Source organism: Bacillus sp. TH13 (genome assembly GCF_016651175.1).
Taxonomy (GTDB): Bacteria; Bacillota; Bacilli; order Bacillales; family Bacillaceae_G; genus Bacillus_A; species Bacillus_A thuringiensis_S.
In genome coordinates, this window is record NZ_JAEKEJ010000021.1 from 107598 (window position 1) to 124923 (window position 17326).

Sequence of the window (17326 nt, forward strand, 5' to 3'; positions counted from 1 at the left end):
TTCTTAATATTCTATTCAAAACTTGTCTTATTGCTATTCCCACTTATAATCTTAACTGTACCCATACACCCTACATTTTCTAAAATTGACGGCAATTCGTTTTCGATATAAAAAAGGGATGTCACTTCACAAATCGGATTCTTTGTTCTCTAAATTGCATTAACTTGAATGGCGGCACGAACAAAAAAGCATCACCCTTTCGGCGATGCCTAAGCTCCCTAAATAAATAGAGTTTAAAATCAATGAAACTTCACCTATATTTCCTCCCCTTCCTTCACAGCTTCTTTCAACCTCTGCAGCATATACCCAATCCCTTTACACCCCTCTAGCGGATATGTAATCATTTCTTCTGGATATAACTTTGTCACTACTTTTTTATGCTTTTTTCCTGCTAGTAAGACGATTTCGTCAAGCTGTAGTAAACTTTTATCTACCATCTGTTTTTGTAATTGCTCTATACTTATTACCTCATCGCTTTTTGAATCAAATGCAAGATCATAGTTTTCTAATACAATATCATTTGGTCTTAAAAACCCATGTTTCGCTGATAATATAACCCATTTTTCAAAAAACATGGATGCGTACGCCTGACATGCTTTTCCGAACGGACTAATATATACATCTTTTGCTTCCATCGGTCCGTAGTTTGAATGCTTATCCCAAATTTTCTTTTTTCCACATGGAATTATACATAGCCTTTTCATATATATTTCTCCTCCCTTTACTTCTGTAAATAAAATTCGCTATTTTGTACATTTTCTCTCGAAATACTATATAATAATTCTGAAAGTTAAAATTACATATTTTACCATATACGTACTATGAATCACTCTCATTGCAAATATTATAATACCATAAAAATTTTTGCATTTTTTCTTCAAAACAATAAAAATAAATCTTTATATTACAATGTATAAATAAAATTAAGAAGGAGGTTCCTAAAAATGAAAAATATTATCCCTGCACTATTAGTCTATTTTATCGTTTGCGTTATTTCCGTTATCATCCCAGCATCTGAAGGCTATAATTATGTCGAGCTGGAAGTTATTTGTTGGGCAAGTGTATGCGATACCTATTTTCTTCATTACTGCGATAATCACATTTTATATAAACAAGAAAAAATCTTACGAATAAACGATTATAAGGATAGCTAAAGCTATCCTATTCAGGCTGTGGAGAAAGTCTTCTCCACAGCCTGTTTTTGTGTCTGAACCTCTTTTTATGTGTCAACACTGATAAAAAGAGGTAAAGGAGAGATTTTTTATGATGGGTGCTTTAAAAAATCATCGTGATGAACGTGTATCTGTTTCTGTAGAAGAGTTGGTTCCACAAGATCATTTCCTTCGTGCGATCGAAGCGACAATTAGTTTTGATTTTATTGAAGAGAAGTTACGCCCTTATTACTGTGAAAACAATGGACGTCCGTCAATCCATCCTATCGTTTTATTTAAAATGATGTTTATTGGATATTTTTACGGTATTCGTTCGGAGCGTCAATTGGAAAAAGAGATTAAAACGAATATCGCCTACCGTTGGTTTTTAGGGTTTTCTCTATCAGATACTATTCCGGATCATTCTACAATCAGTTGGAATCGTCGTACTCGCTTTATTCATACAAATATTTTCGAAGAAATTTTTGATGAGATCGTGAGGCAAGCGACAGAGCACCGGATGGTGGGAGGACGTGCGCTGATGACAGATTCTACGCACATTAAGGCCAATGCTAATAAAAATAAGTTTGTACATAAATATAAAAAAGAAAAGGCAAAGTTTTATATAGATGAACTAGAAGCTGCGGTAATTGAAGATCGTGAGGTACACGAAAAAAAGAATTAAAACCCAGAAAGGAAAGTGATACTCCCACTAAAAAAACTCGTATAAGTACTACGGATCCAGATAGTGGATTTTTAATGAGAGATGGAAAACCGAACGGTTTTCATTTCTTAGACCATCGTACGACTGATGCGAAGTACAATATTATTACAGATACTTATGTAACGGCTGGAAATATGGCAGATTCCGAGCCATATTTAGCGCGTCTACAAGCTCAAATTGATAAATTCGGATTTAAAGTGGAAGCTGTAGCTCTTGATGCAGGCTATTTTACAGGGTATATCTGTAAGAAATTATCGGAGAGAAATATATTTATGGTGATGGGGTATCGCCGATTTGGAAAACGAAATAAAGAAGTACCAAAAAGCCAATTTAAATATGTAGAAGAAATGAATGCATTTGCTTGTCCGATGGGGTGTATTTTAGAGTATGCGACAACGGATCGTGAAGGATATCGTCACTATAAATCCAACCCAGAAGACTGCGCTGTTTGTCCGCTACGTGAGGTATGTTTTTCAAAGAAACAAAAACAAAAAGTTATCACTCATCATATATGGGAGAAATATAAGGATATCGCTAGAAAAAACAAACTAACAGTTACAGGGAAAAAGTTGTACAAAGTACGCTGTTCAACTATAGAGCGAAGCTTTGCGGACGCCAAAGAACTACATGGCTATCGATATGCTCGATTTCGGGGGCTGAAGTCTGTCCAAATGCAGGCTTATCTCACCGCAACTTGTCAAAACATGAAAAAAATAGCCCTCCATCTGACCAAAAAAGGTCTGGTGGAGGGCTATTTTTTTGAAACTCTATTATTTTATGTTGTTTTTATTCGCTAAAATCAAAATGATTCCAGAGTGTGGGGAACCCTAAAGGGTTTCCCAACACTCTTGTATAAGGATAGCTAAAGCTATCCTTATTTTAATTCGTTAATCAAATCTAAAATAGCCCTTGCAGTACTTTGTATCCTTTCTTCCGAAAAGTCAAACGCAACACCTGTATTTATATATATTTCCTGTATAGGTAAATTCCAATCTGAACTCGCTCCCTCTTCAAAGAAAGCAATCGCTTGTTCCGGATTCTCTCGATAAATTTGAAACAATTGCATCGCTCCTATTTGTGCAATTGCATATTCAATTTTATAAAAAGGAAACTGAACAAAGTGAAATGACTCGAACCAACTCGAACCAATTTCATTCTCTACTCCTGCAATATCAACTGATGAATATTGATACCTTTTACATAGTTCAATATATTTTTCATCTCGCTCTTCTGGTGAATGGTTTGGATTTGTATAAAGCCAGTGCTGGAATACATCTCCTGAAACTGACGATATTAATAACGATAAAGTACGATATAATTGAGCTCGCTGTACTTCTTTATAATCATCCTCTTGCGTATAAAAAATATTAAGCTTATCCATTAATAGTAATTCAAGACTAAGGGAATAAAGTTCCGCCACCTCTTCACGAAGGTATCTTTCCTGCATACTACTTTCATTGTTAAATTGTTTATAAAAGTGAAATGCATGCCCCAATTCATGTATTAATGCATTAATTGCATAAAATGAAGAACTAAAATTAGAATAAACAAAAACGTCTTTACTATGAGATAAGGTAAAGCAAGCAGCTCCTGGTGCTTTATTTTTCCGTTCTTGTACGTCAATTAATCCCGCTTTCCTTATATGAGTAAATTTCTCATGAAAACATGAATCTGTCTTCCGCAACATTTCTTCAATTCCATCCAATAAATCAATGTAATTTTCAAATGGAGATTTTTGCAAATTACAAGGAGCAAGATCCCAGGGACGATACGTTTTTACATCAAGATTCTTTTTAAAAAGACTTCCTAACTGTTTCCAAATTGGTACAACACACTTTTCTATCGACTCATGAAACTTAAAACAATCTTCAATACTGTAATCTCTATTTTTTTGTTTAAAGGCATACTCACTATAATTATTAAACCCTGCATTTAAAGCCATCTGATTCCGTAATTGTACGAGTTCCTTCATAATACAATCTATTTCTATTTTCACTATACTTCTTGCTTCGCACAAAGCATACCAAGCTTTTTCTCGTATAGCTCTATTCGGGTTATCTATCTTTGCTTTTACGTATGCATACGTCTTTTGCTCGCCTTCCCAATTAATAGATATGTTAGACATTATTTCTCTATATTTCGTAATAAGTTCTTGCTCTTTAACGGAAAGCGCAATGTTTTTTTCATTAAACATCTTACTCTTCAAAAATCTTACTTTTTTCATAAATCCATATTTCTGCTCATCTAATAAATCAGAAAACAGACAATCTCTAAATTTCTGGTCAAATTTTGCATTGTATCTTTTTAAAAGTGGCTGAATTGTATTTTGGTTATACATATGTATATCACGTATATTACTATCTTTTGTATCTCTATACATAGCGATTAAATTGATCGTTAACTCCTCTTCTATTTCTGCGTTTAAACGCAGCTCTTCCGAAAGCCAGCTCTCTAATTCTGAAACCGACGTAATATTTCGCTCTAAAAGTGACTGTAATTTACTCTCCAAATCATTAAACATACACAACCCTCCCGTTTTTAATTTTCTGTTTTTTAGAGATAAAAAAGGACAAGTAGCCAATCTGACTACTTGTCCTTGCTGTTTATGTGTACTCAATAAAATTAAGCTTGGAATGCTTCTGTTAATACTGGTACGATTTGTTTTTTACGAGATACAACACCTTTTAATGTAGCTGTGTTGTTTTCTAGTGATACGTTGTATGCTTTCTCGACTACGTTTGCTGCTTTACCGATCGCAAGACCGACAGAATCGTTAGTTAAGATATCAGTTACAACGAATAAGAATAGGTCTAAACCTTTTTCTTCTACTACTGCAGAGATTACTTTTTCAAGTTCCGCTTGGTGTACAAGAACGTCGTTTGTATCAACAGCGTTTACTTGTGCGATTTCAACTTTCGCATTACCCATTTGGAATTCTTTAGCATCAAGAGAGATTAATTGCTCCATTGTTTTTCCGCTTAAGTCAGCACCAGCTTTTAACATTTCTAAGCCGTAGCTATCAGCATCTACACCAGCGATTTCCGCTAATTCACGAGCAGCTGCTACGTCTTGTTCTGTGCAAGTTGGAGATTTGAATAGTAAAGAATCTGAAATGATTGCAGATAACATTAAACCTGCAACTTCTTTACGAATTGTAACGCCATTTTCTTTGTACATTTTGTTTAAGATTGTAGCTGTACATCCAACTGGCTCACAACGATAGTATATAGGATCGCTTGTTTCAAAGTTAGCAATACGGTGATGGTCAATAACTTCTAACACACGAACTGATTCGATATCGTTAGCACTTTGTTGACGCTCGTTATGGTCAACTAAAATAACGTTGTCCACTTCGCTTGCTACTGTCTCAACAAAACGCGGTCCTTCTACTTTAAAATAGTCTAACGCAAATTGAGTTTCACCGCTGATTTCGCCTAAACGTACAGGCTCAGCATTCATTCCTAATTCTTTTTTCAATTCTGCATAAGCAATTGCAGAACAAATTGCATCTGTATCTGGGTTTTTATGCCCGAAAACTAGTACTTTTTCCATGTTTTCCACCTCTTCATGAAAAGGATATCTTAAAGAAGCAAATATGACAATATTTAAAGCATATTTTTTTATAAATAATTGCACTTTCTTCTATATTTTTCATCATTTTCACAAAAAAATCATCTAAAATGAATTAGATGATCGAAATATATGTTTCAATTAAAATAGTGTAGGAGTTTGCACTACGTTGTTAAAAGCGAAATTTGAAGCTAAGCCATTATTCACAAGGTTTACATCTATAACTTGATAAAACGCATTTCCAGTGTCTGCAATTTCCCAAACAGCTAAAATAAGATGGTATCCACTACGGTCAGTTGGTACATTTGCTTCATGCGTTACTGTTGTCCCTGGTCTAGCTCCACCGTCATTTTTCGCATAGAATGGCACTAAATCTAAATCTGATCGCGTTAAAGGTTTATTTGGATTCCAACCTTTTTTCGTAATATAATATTTCCACTCTTTCGTACTATGAGGAGCAGTTAGTTTCCACTTGAATGTATTCGTCCCGCCATTCAACGTAACTTTCTTCCACCTATCCACAGTTTGAACATCTAAAGCAGGAAAATGACCAGCCCCTGCAATTTGTCCATCAGAAGGTCCTAGTTGCGGAAATCCCCCTATCCCTTCTACACTTTGTGGTTCATATTGAATCGGTCCACAATTTACATTTACCCCTTGCTTACATAAATAAGATCGGCTCGCTGGTGATTCTACATAACCATGAGCTGAAGCCTTTTCTGAAAATCCAAATGTTAATAATCCCGTAAGTAATACGCCACCACTTAAAATAACTTTCTTCATCTTTTGTAAACTATTCTTTTTCATTCTTTCATCCCCTTCCGATAATAAAGCGAAAATAACTATAGTTGCCTAGTCATCTTCTCTACATTTATTATAAGACGAGAATCATTACTAAAAGAACCCTCTAAAAACTTTCTCAAATTCATTTAGTGTGTTAAATGGATTATATCAATAAATTTATTTAACACCGCCAGAAAAATATAGACGGTGTTAAAATACTTTCTTATTATTCAGTATGATAACCTTTTAATCACAATTTATATGCATTTATAATAAAGAACCGTAGCATCTAACTTTCCATTCGGAGAAATTGCATACCCTGGTATTGTTCCAACTTCTTGGTAGTCTAATGATTTGTACAATTTATTGGATGGATCTCCTTCTCTAGTATCTAATACTAAAAGAGACCTGTTTTCTTGCTTCGCTCGTTCCTCTGCTTTTTGCATAAGCAATCGTCCAATGCCGTTACGTCTGAAGTTTGGATGAGTCATTAATTTGCAAATCTCGGCTCTATGAATTCCGTTAGGCTTTGTAACTAATTGTAATTGAATACTCCCTGCTACTTCGTTGTTTATTTTAGCTACATACAATATCACTTCTGGCGCTATGACTGTTTGCCAATACTTTGTTGCGTCTTTTTGTTCCAGTGGAGGCAAAAAACCAATTGATGCCCCATCATTTACAACCGTTTTCAAAAGTTTCGAAAGTTCTTCCATATCATTTTCTAGTTGCTTAATTTCTTCAATTACTAAATTTCGCATTACTTTTCCCCCTTTTGTTTCATTGTAACAATTTTTAAAGAAGGAATAATGAAATAATAAGATGAATTTATATTAAGATATGATTTTTTGTGAAAGGATAACGATATGAAATATATATTAGATAGAACGTACGCAAAAGAACTACTCGAATGGGCATATGAACAAAACCCGGGCCCTTGGTTTGAACATTCACTACATGTTGCTCATGCAACTGAAAACATAATTATAGAGCTTATAAAAAAAGGGTATGACCTAGATGCTGACATAGCATATAATGCTGCCCTTTTGCATGATATCGGAAGATACAAAGGTTTTACCAAATCGGTCATTCATTCCTACGATGGTTATATGTATATGAATGATCTAGGGTATACAGGGAACGCCATTATTTGTGTGACACACTCATTTCCCTGTAAAAATGAACATATAGATATCGCAGCAGAATGGCATCTCGTTCCTGACCATATGAAAAGCCGGTTAGTTGCAATATTGAATGAACATAGTAACTACGACTTATACAATAAAGTAATTACTCTTTGTGACGCTCTTGCTGACGCGGATGGCTTTACTACTCTGGAAAGAAGATTAATTTCCGTTGGTTTGCGTCATGGTACAACATCTCATACATCTTTACATTGGAAAGGGTTTTATGCAATTAAGAAAGAATTAGAAGTTTTAATCGGTAAGAGTATATATACAGTTCTTCCTGATGTAGAGAATTCGATTTATGAAGATATAGAATACTAACGTGAATACAAATTTAATTTCACATAAAAAAACGTTTTAAACATAAAGTTTAAAACGTTTTTTTATTCAATGCTTTTGATTTTTCAGTTCTGTTAAACACTCTTGCACTAAAGTTACCGCTTGACTCATCGCAGCTCCGCCAGCAAATGCTGCTGAAACACCACATGCTTCCAGAATCTCTTTATCCGAACATCCTTGATCAAGACAACCTTTTGTATGATAAATTGTACAATACTCATCTTGCGTTGCTAAACTAATTCCTAATGCAATAAGTTGTTTTTCTCTTTTTGTTAAAACACCCTCTTGAAAACAAGCTTGCGTGAACGCATTATATGTCTCAGCGATTTCAGGAATTTGATTTGTAAAACTACCTATACCTTCTTTATAATGATGTAGAATATCATTTATCGAACTATGTTGCTCATGTTCCATCTTATTCCCTCCAGTCATATTATCCATACCTATTGTAGTATGCGATGAAATGGAGGCAATATACCTTCTTTTAAATTAAGAATTTTCAGTTAATTTTCGTTATAATTTTAAATTATCATCTACAATAACTTTTTCTCTAGAACTTTTTCTTTCAACCTCTTTACTTCTTTCTTCCCAAAATGTTAATCCTTCAATCCCCACATTTTTAGGATTAAATACTGGATCTTTCCCTTCTTTTTTCTGCGTTTCATAGTCTTTTAACACCTTTAATGCGATTTTACTTAATAATAGAATCGCGATTAAGTTCAACCATGCCATACTACCGATTCCTAAATCTCCAAGATTCCATAAAAGCGACGCTGATTCGACGCTACCGATGTAAACCATAATTAAAAATCCAAATTTTAAAACTGGTTTTAACCAGCCATACTTCAGTTGACGATCTAAATAAGTAAGTGTCGTTTCAGCTATATAATAATAAGCGAGTAACGTTGTAAATGCAAAAAAGAAAATCGCAATTGAAATAAATATTGGTCCAAACCCTGTTATCACAGTTTCAACTGCTTGTTGTGTATAAATTGGACCTGCTTCCACATTTCCTATGTTTTGTACAATAGCGGTTTTCCCTTCAGGCATAACATTATACATACCTGTTATTAAAATCATAAGAGCTGTCGCTGTACATACGACAATTGTATCGATATATACGGAAAACGCTTGAACTAATCCTTGTTTTGCAGGATGCGATACTTCAGCAGCTGCCGAACTATACGTCGCTTCTCCGACACCAGCAACGTTTGAAAATACAGCGCGTTTTACGCCCCATGCAATAGCTGCACCAACAATTCCACCAAACATTTCATTTACACCAAATGCGCTAGAGAAAATTAAAGCAAACATACTTGGAATCTCCGTTACATTCGCAATTAATATGATACATGTAACAATTACATAACCAATTGCCATAAATGGAACAAGCATTTGAGAAACGCCAGCAATTCTCTTTACACCACCAAAAATAATTGCTGCTAGTAACACGACTAAAAATATACCAGTTATATATTTGTTAATACCATTAGAGTTTTCAAATCCAACTGCGATACTACTAGATTGAATACCTGGTAATAACACGCCATATGAAAGTGTTACAACTACCGCTACAATGACTGCAAACCATTTCATTTTTAAACCTTTCTCAATGAAATATGGAGTACCGCCGCGATATTCATTCCCTACTTTACTTTTGTATACTTGAGATAATGTTGATTCAACAAACGCGCTCGCTGCCCCTAACAAAGCCATTACCCACATCCAAAATACAGCTCCAGGCCCACCGAAAGCGATTGCTGTCGCTACCCCAGCGATATTACCAATTCCAACTCTTCCTGATAAGGCTAAACAAAATGCCTGAAAAGATGATATTCCCGTCTCTGAACTCTTTCCTTCAAATAATAGTTTAATCATCTCTTTAAAATAACGAATTTGCAAAAAGCGTGTTGCAATCGTGAAATATACGCCTGCCCCTAATGCAAAAACAACTAAACCGATACTCCACACTTGCCCTACTAACCATTCTACTAAATTCTCCATCCAAATCCCCCTTATCATTCTTTGGAAAAGCAATTTTGTATATAAAAAAACGGACAACTATTATCAAACTTTCTAGTTGTCCGCATCTTTCATTATTTCATCCCTCAATTTTTGTCAGTAAAACGCCCTATTACTTTATATTTACCCAAACACTTTTCACTTCTGTATAATTATCAAGCGCATATGAACCTAATTCGCGGCCAATACCAGATTGTTTATATCCACCAAATGGTGTAGCTGCATTTTCTAAGTTATAATCATTAATCCACACTGTTCCTGCTTTTAATTTATTTGCCACTTGATGACCCGTTTTGATATTTTGCGTCCATACACCCGCAGCAAGGCCATAGGATGAGTTGTTCGCTCGTTCAATTACTTCTTCTGTCGAATCAAATGGAAGTACAACAACAACTGGTCCAAATATTTCTTCCTTAACGATTGTCATATCGTCTGTAACATCTGTGAATATAGTTGGCTTAACGAAATAACCTTTTTCAAGCGCACGTTCGCCACCAGCCGCAACTGTAGCGCCTTCTTTCTTCCCTTGCTCAATGTAATTTAACACACGCTCTTGTTGTTTCTTAGATACGAGTGGACCCATTTCCGTTTCTTTCTCCATACCTGCTCCAAGTTTTACGTTGTTCGCCATTTTCACAAGTGCAGCTACTACAGTTTCATAATGTTTACGATGAACAAACACACGTGATCCTGCGCTACAATTTTGACCGTGATTATACATAATACCTTGGAATGCACCATTAATCGCTTCTTCCAAGTCCGCATCTTCTAAAATGATATTTGGTGATTTGCCGCCAAGCTCTAACGTTACATGCTTAATCATTTCTGCAGACTGACGCATAATATACTTTCCTGTAACAGTAGATCCTGTAAAAGCAACTTTATCAATGTCATGATGATTTACAATTGCCGCCCCTGCTTCAGGACCAAATCCTGGTACAAAGTTTACAACACCGTTTGGGAATCCAGCCTCTTTAAAGAGTTTCGCTGTATACAGTAAAGATAAAGGCGTTTGCTCTGCTGGCTTTAATACAATCGTACACCCCGTCGCCAGTGCAGCTCCCATTTTCCAAGAAGACATAACAAGCGGAAAATTCCACGGAATAATTTGTCCTACAACACCAACAGGTTCATGTCTCGTATAATTTAAGTAATCTTTTGAAATCGGGATTGTTTGCCCAATAATTTTTGTAGCCCATCCTGCGTAATAACGATAATTTTCTACAGTCGCTGAAATATCATCATCAAGTGCTACTTGATATGGCTTTCCATTATCTAAAGCTTCTAGTTGCGCTAATTCTTCTCTATGTTCTTCAATTAAATCTGCTAATTTATAAATAAGATGCGCTCTTTCAGCAGTAGTCATTTCTGCCCACGGACCAGATTCAAATGCAGATCTTGCCGCTTTTACTGCAGCATCAATATCCTCTTCTTGCGCTTCACATACGACTGCTAGAACCTCTTCTGTTGCTGGATTGTACGTTTCAAACGTCTTTCCGCCAATAGCAGAAACAAATTCGCCATTAATAAACATTTTAATTTCTTCATTTAAAAACGCTTCCACTTTTGGTTTCAGCTCAATATTTGTCTTTAACATTATGTTCTCCTCCTTATTTAAACAGCTGTATGAGCTGTAATATTTGATAAAATCGTTTGAAGCTTTTGATCTTCGTCAGCAGTTAATCCTAGTCTTGGATAGCGAGAAGGTCCTCCCGCTTGCTCATGTAATTCCATAGAACGTTTAACGATTTGAACATATTTCCCTGATCCTTCAAGAAACTCGCAAAGTGGTAAAATAGCATCGTTTATTTCCCACGCCTTTTCTAATTCACCATTTTGAAAATGCTCATACATTTTTGTAACGAGACCAGGAACGATATTTCCTGCTACTGAAACCCATCCCGAGGCACCAACTAAATATGATTCCATAACTAAATCTTCAGAACCACAGAAGACTTGGAAAGTCCCTTCACTTTGTCTTACTAAATCTCTCGCTTTTCGAATATCTCCGCTAGATTCTTTAATATGTGTAATATTTTCACACTCTTTTCCAATACGGAGCATTAGTTCTGTACTCATATCAACACCAGAAGTAAATGGATTATTGTATAGCATAATTGGTATATTTACAGAGTTTGAGATTTCTTTAAAATGAAAATAAATCTCCTCTTCCTTCGGTTTACAATAGTAAGAGTTTATAATTAATGCACAATCCGCTCCGTGTGCTTCTGCATGTTTCGTATATTCAATTGTTTCTTTCGTCGTCTCCGCAGCAGTGCCTACAATAACCGGAATTCGGCCATCAACTTCTTTTAATACTGTTTCTACCATTTTAAATCGTTCTTCTTTTGATAAACTCACAAACTCTCCTGTACTTCCATTAATAATAATGCCAGCTACCTTTTGATCGATAAAATAGTTTATGTTTTGTTTTACACCGTTCCAATTAATTTCTTGCAACTCATCCATCGGTGTAATTAATACTGGAAATGCCCCTTTAATTTTTTTCATATTTATCTCTCCCTTTACCATTTTATTTTAATAAAAATCCTGTCGGAAACGGATCTGTAGGGTCTAATAAAAACGTCTGCATTCCTGTAATAAATCCTCTACTTTCAAAACGGAAAATGTATCCTAGCTCCTCCTTCTTCACTTTTTCCACAGTTATAAAACTATTAAATATACTTTCATTTTTAAAAGGTTTATCCGCCATATAATCATTTTTAAATAACGCATGAACATAGGAAACGATAGTAGAAACAAAACCTGGCGAACGTACGATAAAGTTATCTTCATGAAATGTAATCGACTTTATATGGTTCTTTTCTTTTTGCGAAGGATCTACTAAAATAAGCCTTTTTATTAGCGACTGTTTTTGTATAGCCTGCAGTGTAGCTTCTCCCCATCTTTTCAATTCTGGAATGTTTTCAACACGAATTTCTGGCGAATACGCACCTTTTTCTACAACTGCATATACTTTATCTGCTTGTATGAGAGAATAACTTACATTACCAACCTGTAAATTTTCCTCAATCAAATAGCAAAGTTTGCTTTCAAACGAAACAGATATAACTTCATCATTCTCTACATACGCATGAACTAAAAATATTCCAGATAACGTTTCAATTTTATATTGATTGGACTCTCTCTTTTTTAAATACCCACTTTCGAGTAACATCGTTATTACCGCAACAATGCCCCCATAATGAAGCGGAATCGAACCTTCATGATTAAAAAATAATACAGCTGCATCTACTTCATTATGGATAGATGGAACGACAATACACCCATTCAAACCAATAAAACCACGTGGTTCATTTAATAAAAGCTTCATCTCTTCTGCTAATTCACCTGAAAATTGTTCATTTAATTGCTCCAAACTGTAGTAGTATTTGCATGGTACGTCTTTCATTACACGAAATGCCTCGCCATTTACATGTACGTCTACTGCTGTATACATTTTTTGAATGTTCATTTTATATCCTCCGTTTCATGTTCCATCGGCGGAATTAGCAAAAATCCTTCTTTGAGTGGATCCATTTCATTGTAAAAAAATTTATGCATACCCATAAGCCAAGCTGACCCCGTAATTTTCGTTATGACAGCTTCAATATTTTCAACATGTGTCGTATTCACGACATATCCTTTAAATAAAGAACCAACGATACTCTCATGAATGAACTCTTCACCAATTTTGATTTCTTTTTGAGCGTATAATACAGCTAGCTTCGCAGATGTTCCTGTACCGCATGGGGATCGATCTATTCCGCCTGGTGGTACAACAACTGTATTTTTCACATGCGCACATTCATGAGTAGCATCTGTATAAAATTCAACATGTGTTAATCCTCTAATAAACGAATACTCTGGATGAATGATTTCAAACTTCTCATTAATTGTGTTTCTTATATGAATCGCCTTATCGATGATTGTAGATGCATTTTCTGGTACTAATTCTAGGCCTACTGAATTCGCATCAATAATGGCATAAAAATTCCCTCCATACGCAATATCAGCCTCTACAGTTCCAATGTCTTTGACGTGTACAGTAATATTTTTCAATAAAAAAGCTGGTATGTTACAGAAAGATACCTCTTTTGCTTTTCCATCTTGAACAGCAATATCTACTTCCACTAAGCCAGCCGGGGTATCTAGTTTTAAAGAAGTAATCGGTTCAACTACTGGAATTAAACCTGATTCAACTAACGCTGTACATACACCGATTGTATCGTGACCGCACATCGGTAAGTATCCACCTGTCTCTATGTATATAACACCTATATCAGCCTCAGGATGACACGGGTCTGTTAATAATGCCCCTGACATTACATCATGACCACGCGGTTCATTCATTAACAATTTTCGAATCCAATCATATTCCTTTTTCATATGTAACATCTTCTCTGCCATCGTCTCTCCAATCAACTTTGGAAGTCCGCTAATTAATGTCCTCGTTGGATTCCCGCCCGTATGTGTATCAATAGTCGTAAAGACTCTTTGTGACCTCATCCGTTTAACACCCTTTCTGTAAAACGACTCAAACGAAGTGGTTCAATAGGAATAATTGTCTCTTTTTCATTTAATAACTCTTCAATTACTTTCCCAGTAACTGCTGCAAGACTAATCCCATCCCCTTCATGTCCAGCGGCAACGAAATAATTCGGAATATGTTCCACTCGTGAAATAATCGGCAAATGATCTTCTGTCCACGGACGTAAACCAGCGTAAGAACGAATTACCATCATATCTGCCATTTTCGGATAAAAGCGAATCGCTCTATTTGCGATACATTTAATGACTTCATTGTTTATTCTCGTATGAAACCCTACAAATTCACGACTACTTCCAATTAAGAAATTTTGACTTTCAGTAGGCTCAAATACGAGCGCAACCCCGTATTTTTCAGTTAAAGCATCTACTTTTCTTTTTCCGCCAAATTTAGAAATTAAATAACCGAATTCCATTACTTTACGGCATCCTACATGTTGTTGCCTTGATGCTACTATAATATGCCCTTTTCTCGGTTCAATTGGTATATTTACATTTAACATCTGACCAATCTTAGGAGCCCACACACCGGCTGCATTTACAACTTGTTTTGCTGTAAAAGTACCATTCGTAGTTTCTACAACAAATGAACCATTCGTCTCTATTTTCATACTCTTTACTTCGGTCTGCTTAAAGGCTTTTGCGCCAAACTTTTGTGCCTCTGACAGAAGCGAGAAAGCAAGGAGATATGGATTCACAGTTGAATCCGTCGCACATTCTAAACCGCCTAATAAATCATCAGCAAAAAAAGGCGACTCTTCTCTTATATCTTGCCTATCAAGCATTCGAAACGGTAATCCAGCTTCTTTTTGCCGATCTACCCATCGCTGCGCAGCTTCCATCTCTTCGTCTGACTCACATACGAGAATACTTCCTGGTGCCCTATATTCAAATGAATGCTCTAATTTTTCACTTAAATCAGTTACTAATTTTTGACTTACTAAAGACATTTGACTATCAAACCCTGGGTCTTTATCAATGGCCAAAATATTCCCATCACACCGTGAAGACGTCCCGCTGACAAATTCTCCTTTTTCAATGATTGTTACGTCTCTTCCGTATTTTGAAGTGTAATAAGCGATAGAACACCCTATTATTCCACCACCTATAATTAAAACGTCGCAGTGCCTCACAATATACTCCTCCTTTCCCTAAACCTCTCACTTTCTTTTATGCAATTGACGTGCCAATTCTGCACATATACAATTTCCATAAACAATATTTTTATTTGTAAAAATAATTCAAATTTATAGTAAATAGGTGTATTATTTTTTTATCACTGTCAAATTTTTTATACATAACGGGAGGATATTATGGCATTTTCATTTCCGACTATACAAGAGTTTTTGGAAAGTATTTTAATCGATCATACATGTAGCCTTAATCACATTAAGCAAGTAAACGGAAGGTTTTATTATCTCCCTTCTACTACAGAAGAATATAATTGCGCCATTATTTATGTAGATGACTCATTCACTGCATTAATTGACGCTTTTTCTTATGAATTAGCTGTTATCATCCTTAACGAAAACGATGAGCCGATATTCTGTATAACCTCTCAGCAAATGATTCCATTTCTTTATAAGTCCTACAATGAACTACAGTCATTTTATAACACCGTAATACAAACAACTGACTCTTCTGTTACAGTCATTGATAGTAAAGAATGCGTTCGAACTTGGACAGATGGTGCTGAAAAAATATTTTCAGTCAACCATAATGAGATTATTGGGCAACCGATTACTCGTTTTTTTGATTATAAAGACTTGGAAATTTTACAATCTTTACATGATGGAAAAAATATAGTCGCTCAGTTCCATCAGCCTCGTCCCGATTTATTCGTATTAATTAATTCAAATCCAGTTTATTGTAATGATGAAATTATAGGAGCAGTCGTTTCAGAAACAGATGTTACAAATCAAGTCGCTTTAAATGAAAAACTATTTAATATGTCACATGAAATGCACCGTTTAGAACAAGAAGTGGCAAAGTATAAAGATGAATCCGATCCATTCCTTGCGATGAATGGGAAAAGTCCTGTTATACAAAGAACGATACAATTAGCTAGAAAAGTTTGTTCGGTGAAATCAACTGTTTTAATACTTGGGGAAAGCGGAGTTGGAAAAGAAGTATTTGCGAAAGCAATTCATGAAGCAAGTGAAGCAGCGAAGGCGCCTTTCATTTCGATTAACTGCGGGGCAATTCCAGAAGCTTTATTTGAAAGTGAATTATTCGGTTACGAGCGTGGGGCCTTTTCTGGAGCGAATAGTAAAGGGAAAAAAGGTAAAATCGAACTCGCACAAGGCGGTACTTTATTCCTCGATGAGATTGGCGAAATGCCGCTCGATATGCAAGTAAAACTGTTACGTGTACTACAAGAACGAAAGTATTACCGAGTTGGCGGAGAAAAAGAAATTAATATTGATTTCCGCATTATCGCTGCTACAAATCGGGATTTACAAGAAGAAATGAGAAAAGGAACTTTCCGAGAAGATTTATATTATCGTTTAAATGTAGTTAGCCTGCATATTCCACCGCTGCGTGAAAGACGAGAGGATATTATCGAACTCACATACTCATTCTTAAACGATTTTTCGATCAACTATAACCGACCAATTCGTGACCTACCTTCAAGCATTATGCATGAACTGCTTCATTACAATTGGCCAGGTAATATTCGCGAACTTCGAAACGTTGTTGAACGGCTTGTGGTATTCGCAACAGACGGAATTATAAAACAAGAATATTTACCATTTCATACGACTGAAACTTTAGACAACCATACAGCTCATTCCCTATTACTCAGCAACAATAATACAATCCTTTCTTTACAAGAAGAGATGGATGAGCATGAGAAAAAAGTTATTGAAAGGGCTTTACGAATTTTAAATGGGAATAAATTAGAATGCGCAAAACAACTTGGCGTAACAAGGGCTACTTTATATAACCGTTTAAAGAAACTCGGACTTCAATAAAGAATCAGTATGCACCAATCAGGCGTT

Annotated in this window: 16 protein-coding genes and 1 pseudogene; 4 read left to right on the forward strand and 13 right to left on the reverse strand. The window is 35.5% G+C overall.

All coding sequences use genetic code 11. The features are described 5' to 3' along the window. Positions 1–11: 11 nt before the first annotated feature. Together JFU02_RS07060 and JFU02_RS07065 are read right to left on the reverse strand one after the other, a co-directional pair. A complete protein-coding gene (locus tag JFU02_RS07060; RefSeq protein WP_228596316.1) occupies positions 12–125 on the reverse strand; it encodes a phage holin family protein in 114 nt (37 codons plus the stop codon). A 129-nt stretch (positions 126–254) separates the two neighbouring features. Further along, positions 255–704 (reverse strand): DUF6884 domain-containing protein, encoded by a 450-nt coding sequence (locus tag JFU02_RS07065; protein WP_086406296.1) that lies wholly within the window; start codon positions 702–704, stop codon positions 255–257. Between the two features lie 240 nt (positions 705–944). Between JFU02_RS07065 and JFU02_RS07070 the strand changes: the two are divergent. Together JFU02_RS07070 and JFU02_RS07075 are read left to right on the forward strand one after the other, a co-directional pair. Then, positions 945–1134 (forward strand): annotated as a pseudogene (locus tag JFU02_RS07070) (DUF4017 family protein). Positions 1135–1263: 129 nt separating this feature from the next. Next, positions 1264–2672 (forward strand): IS1182-like element ISBth7 family transposase gene (locus tag JFU02_RS07075; protein ID WP_097821175.1). Its coding sequence is split into 2 segments (ribosomal slippage): positions 1264–1822 and positions 1822–2672, totalling 1410 coding nucleotides; the frame shifts between segments, so codons are not numbered across the junction. A 77-nt stretch (positions 2673–2749) separates the two neighbouring features. Here JFU02_RS07075 and JFU02_RS07080 read toward each other — a convergent pair. From JFU02_RS07080 to JFU02_RS07095, 4 genes are all read right to left on the reverse strand, one after another. Next, entirely contained in the window at positions 2750–4396 is a 1647-nt protein-coding gene (locus JFU02_RS07080) for a M3 family oligoendopeptidase (protein ID WP_061667198.1), read from the reverse strand. A 101-nt stretch (positions 4397–4497) separates the two neighbouring features. After that, positions 4498–5427, reverse strand: a complete 930-nt coding sequence (ppaC, locus tag JFU02_RS07085) for a manganese-dependent inorganic pyrophosphatase (RefSeq protein ID WP_000416871.1) — start codon at positions 5425–5427, stop codon at positions 4498–4500. 159 nt (positions 5428–5586) lie between these two features. After that, positions 5587–6252, reverse strand: coding sequence for a lytic polysaccharide monooxygenase (locus JFU02_RS07090; protein ID WP_000742275.1), 666 nt, complete (start codon positions 6250–6252; stop codon positions 5587–5589). Positions 6253–6485: 233 nt separating this feature from the next. After that, positions 6486–6989 carry a GNAT family N-acetyltransferase gene (locus tag JFU02_RS07095; protein ID WP_001245261.1) on the reverse strand — a complete coding sequence of 168 codons (504 nt, stop codon included), beginning with the start codon at positions 6987–6989 and terminating at the stop codon, positions 6486–6488. A gap of 105 nt (positions 6990–7094) precedes the next feature. Here JFU02_RS07095 and JFU02_RS07100 point away from each other — a divergent pair, with 105 nt between their 5' ends. Further along, complete coding sequence (locus tag JFU02_RS07100) at positions 7095–7736, forward strand: HD domain-containing protein (protein WP_098516155.1); 642 nt, start codon at positions 7095–7097, stop codon at positions 7734–7736. Between the two features lie 66 nt (positions 7737–7802). Here JFU02_RS07100 and JFU02_RS07105 read toward each other — a convergent pair whose 3' ends face one another. From JFU02_RS07105 to JFU02_RS07135, 7 genes are all read right to left on the reverse strand, one after another. Next, a complete protein-coding gene (locus JFU02_RS07105) occupies positions 7803–8195 on the reverse strand; it encodes a carboxymuconolactone decarboxylase family protein (RefSeq protein WP_002196593.1) in 393 nt (130 codons plus the stop codon). Between the two features lie 72 nt (positions 8196–8267). After that, on the reverse strand, positions 8268–9758 hold the full coding sequence (locus JFU02_RS07110) for an alanine/glycine:cation symporter family protein (protein WP_000429520.1): 1491 nt from the start codon (positions 9756–9758) through the stop codon (positions 8268–8270). A 130-nt stretch (positions 9759–9888) separates the two neighbouring features. Continuing rightward, the gene (locus JFU02_RS07115) at positions 9889–11373 is read right to left on the reverse strand and encodes an aldehyde dehydrogenase family protein (RefSeq protein ID WP_000920984.1); all 1485 of its coding nucleotides are present in this window, start codon (positions 11371–11373) and stop codon (positions 9889–9891) included. Between the two features lie 17 nt (positions 11374–11390). After that, the gene (gene dapA / locus JFU02_RS07120; RefSeq protein ID WP_142326088.1) at positions 11391–12308 is read right to left on the reverse strand and encodes a 4-hydroxy-tetrahydrodipicolinate synthase; all 918 of its coding nucleotides are present in this window, start codon (positions 12306–12308) and stop codon (positions 11391–11393) included. Between the two features lies 1 nt (position 12309). Next, positions 12310–13251, reverse strand: a complete 942-nt coding sequence (locus JFU02_RS07125; RefSeq protein WP_098516157.1) for a proline racemase family protein — start codon at positions 13249–13251, stop codon at positions 12310–12312. Beyond that, positions 13248–14285 carry a proline racemase family protein gene (locus JFU02_RS07130; RefSeq protein ID WP_061667193.1) on the reverse strand — a complete coding sequence of 346 codons (1038 nt, stop codon included), beginning with the start codon at positions 14283–14285 and terminating at the stop codon, positions 13248–13250. Before JFU02_RS07130 ends, JFU02_RS07125 begins: the two co-directional genes overlap by 4 nt. Beyond that, positions 14282–15457, reverse strand: a complete 1176-nt coding sequence (locus JFU02_RS07135; protein WP_201070447.1) for an FAD-dependent oxidoreductase — start codon at positions 15455–15457, stop codon at positions 14282–14284. The genes JFU02_RS07130 and JFU02_RS07135 overlap by 4 nt, the downstream gene beginning before the upstream one ends. A gap of 180 nt (positions 15458–15637) precedes the next feature. Here JFU02_RS07135 and JFU02_RS07140 point away from each other — a divergent pair, with 180 nt between their 5' ends. Further along, entirely contained in the window at positions 15638–17299 is a 1662-nt protein-coding gene (locus JFU02_RS07140; RefSeq protein ID WP_000885737.1) for a sigma-54 interaction domain-containing protein, read from the forward strand. Positions 17300–17326 lie beyond the last annotated feature (27 nt).

What these genes read in the sequence shown, in the direction of transcription:
- JFU02_RS07090 (WP_000742275.1), bottom strand. Translation starts at nt 6,252, where the DNA reads ATGAAAAAGAATAGTTTACAAAAGATGAAGAAAGTTATTTTAAGTGGT.
- JFU02_RS07130 (WP_061667193.1), bottom strand. Translation starts at nt 14,285, where the DNA reads ATGAGGTCACAAAGAGTCTTTACGACTATTGATACACATACGGGCGGG.
- JFU02_RS07095 (WP_001245261.1), bottom strand. Translation starts at nt 6,989, where the DNA reads ATGCGAAATTTAGTAATTGAAGAAATTAAGCAACTAGAAAATGATATG.
- JFU02_RS07110 (WP_000429520.1), bottom strand. Translation starts at nt 9,758, where the DNA reads ATGGAGAATTTAGTAGAATGGTTAGTAGGGCAAGTGTGGAGTATCGGT.
- JFU02_RS07140 (WP_000885737.1), top strand. Translation starts at nt 15,638, where the DNA reads ATGGCATTTTCATTTCCGACTATACAAGAGTTTTTGGAAAGTATTTTA.
- JFU02_RS07065 (WP_086406296.1), bottom strand. Translation starts at nt 704, where the DNA reads ATGAAAAGGCTATGTATAATTCCATGTGGAAAAAAGAAAATTTGGGAT.
- ppaC (WP_000416871.1), bottom strand. Translation starts at nt 5,427, where the DNA reads ATGGAAAAAGTACTAGTTTTCGGGCATAAAAACCCAGATACAGATGCA.
- JFU02_RS07100 (WP_098516155.1), top strand. Translation starts at nt 7,095, where the DNA reads ATGAAATATATATTAGATAGAACGTACGCAAAAGAACTACTCGAATGG.
- dapA (WP_142326088.1), bottom strand. Translation starts at nt 12,308, where the DNA reads ATGGTAAAGGGAGAGATAAATATGAAAAAAATTAAAGGGGCATTTCCA.
- JFU02_RS07080 (WP_061667198.1), bottom strand. Translation starts at nt 4,396, where the DNA reads ATGTTTAATGATTTGGAGAGTAAATTACAGTCACTTTTAGAGCGAAAT.
- JFU02_RS07105 (WP_002196593.1), bottom strand. Translation starts at nt 8,195, where the DNA reads ATGGATAATATGACTGGAGGGAATAAGATGGAACATGAGCAACATAGT.
- JFU02_RS07125 (WP_098516157.1), bottom strand. Translation starts at nt 13,251, where the DNA reads ATGAACATTCAAAAAATGTATACAGCAGTAGACGTACATGTAAATGGC.
- JFU02_RS07115 (WP_000920984.1), bottom strand. Translation starts at nt 11,373, where the DNA reads ATGTTAAAGACAAATATTGAGCTGAAACCAAAAGTGGAAGCGTTTTTA.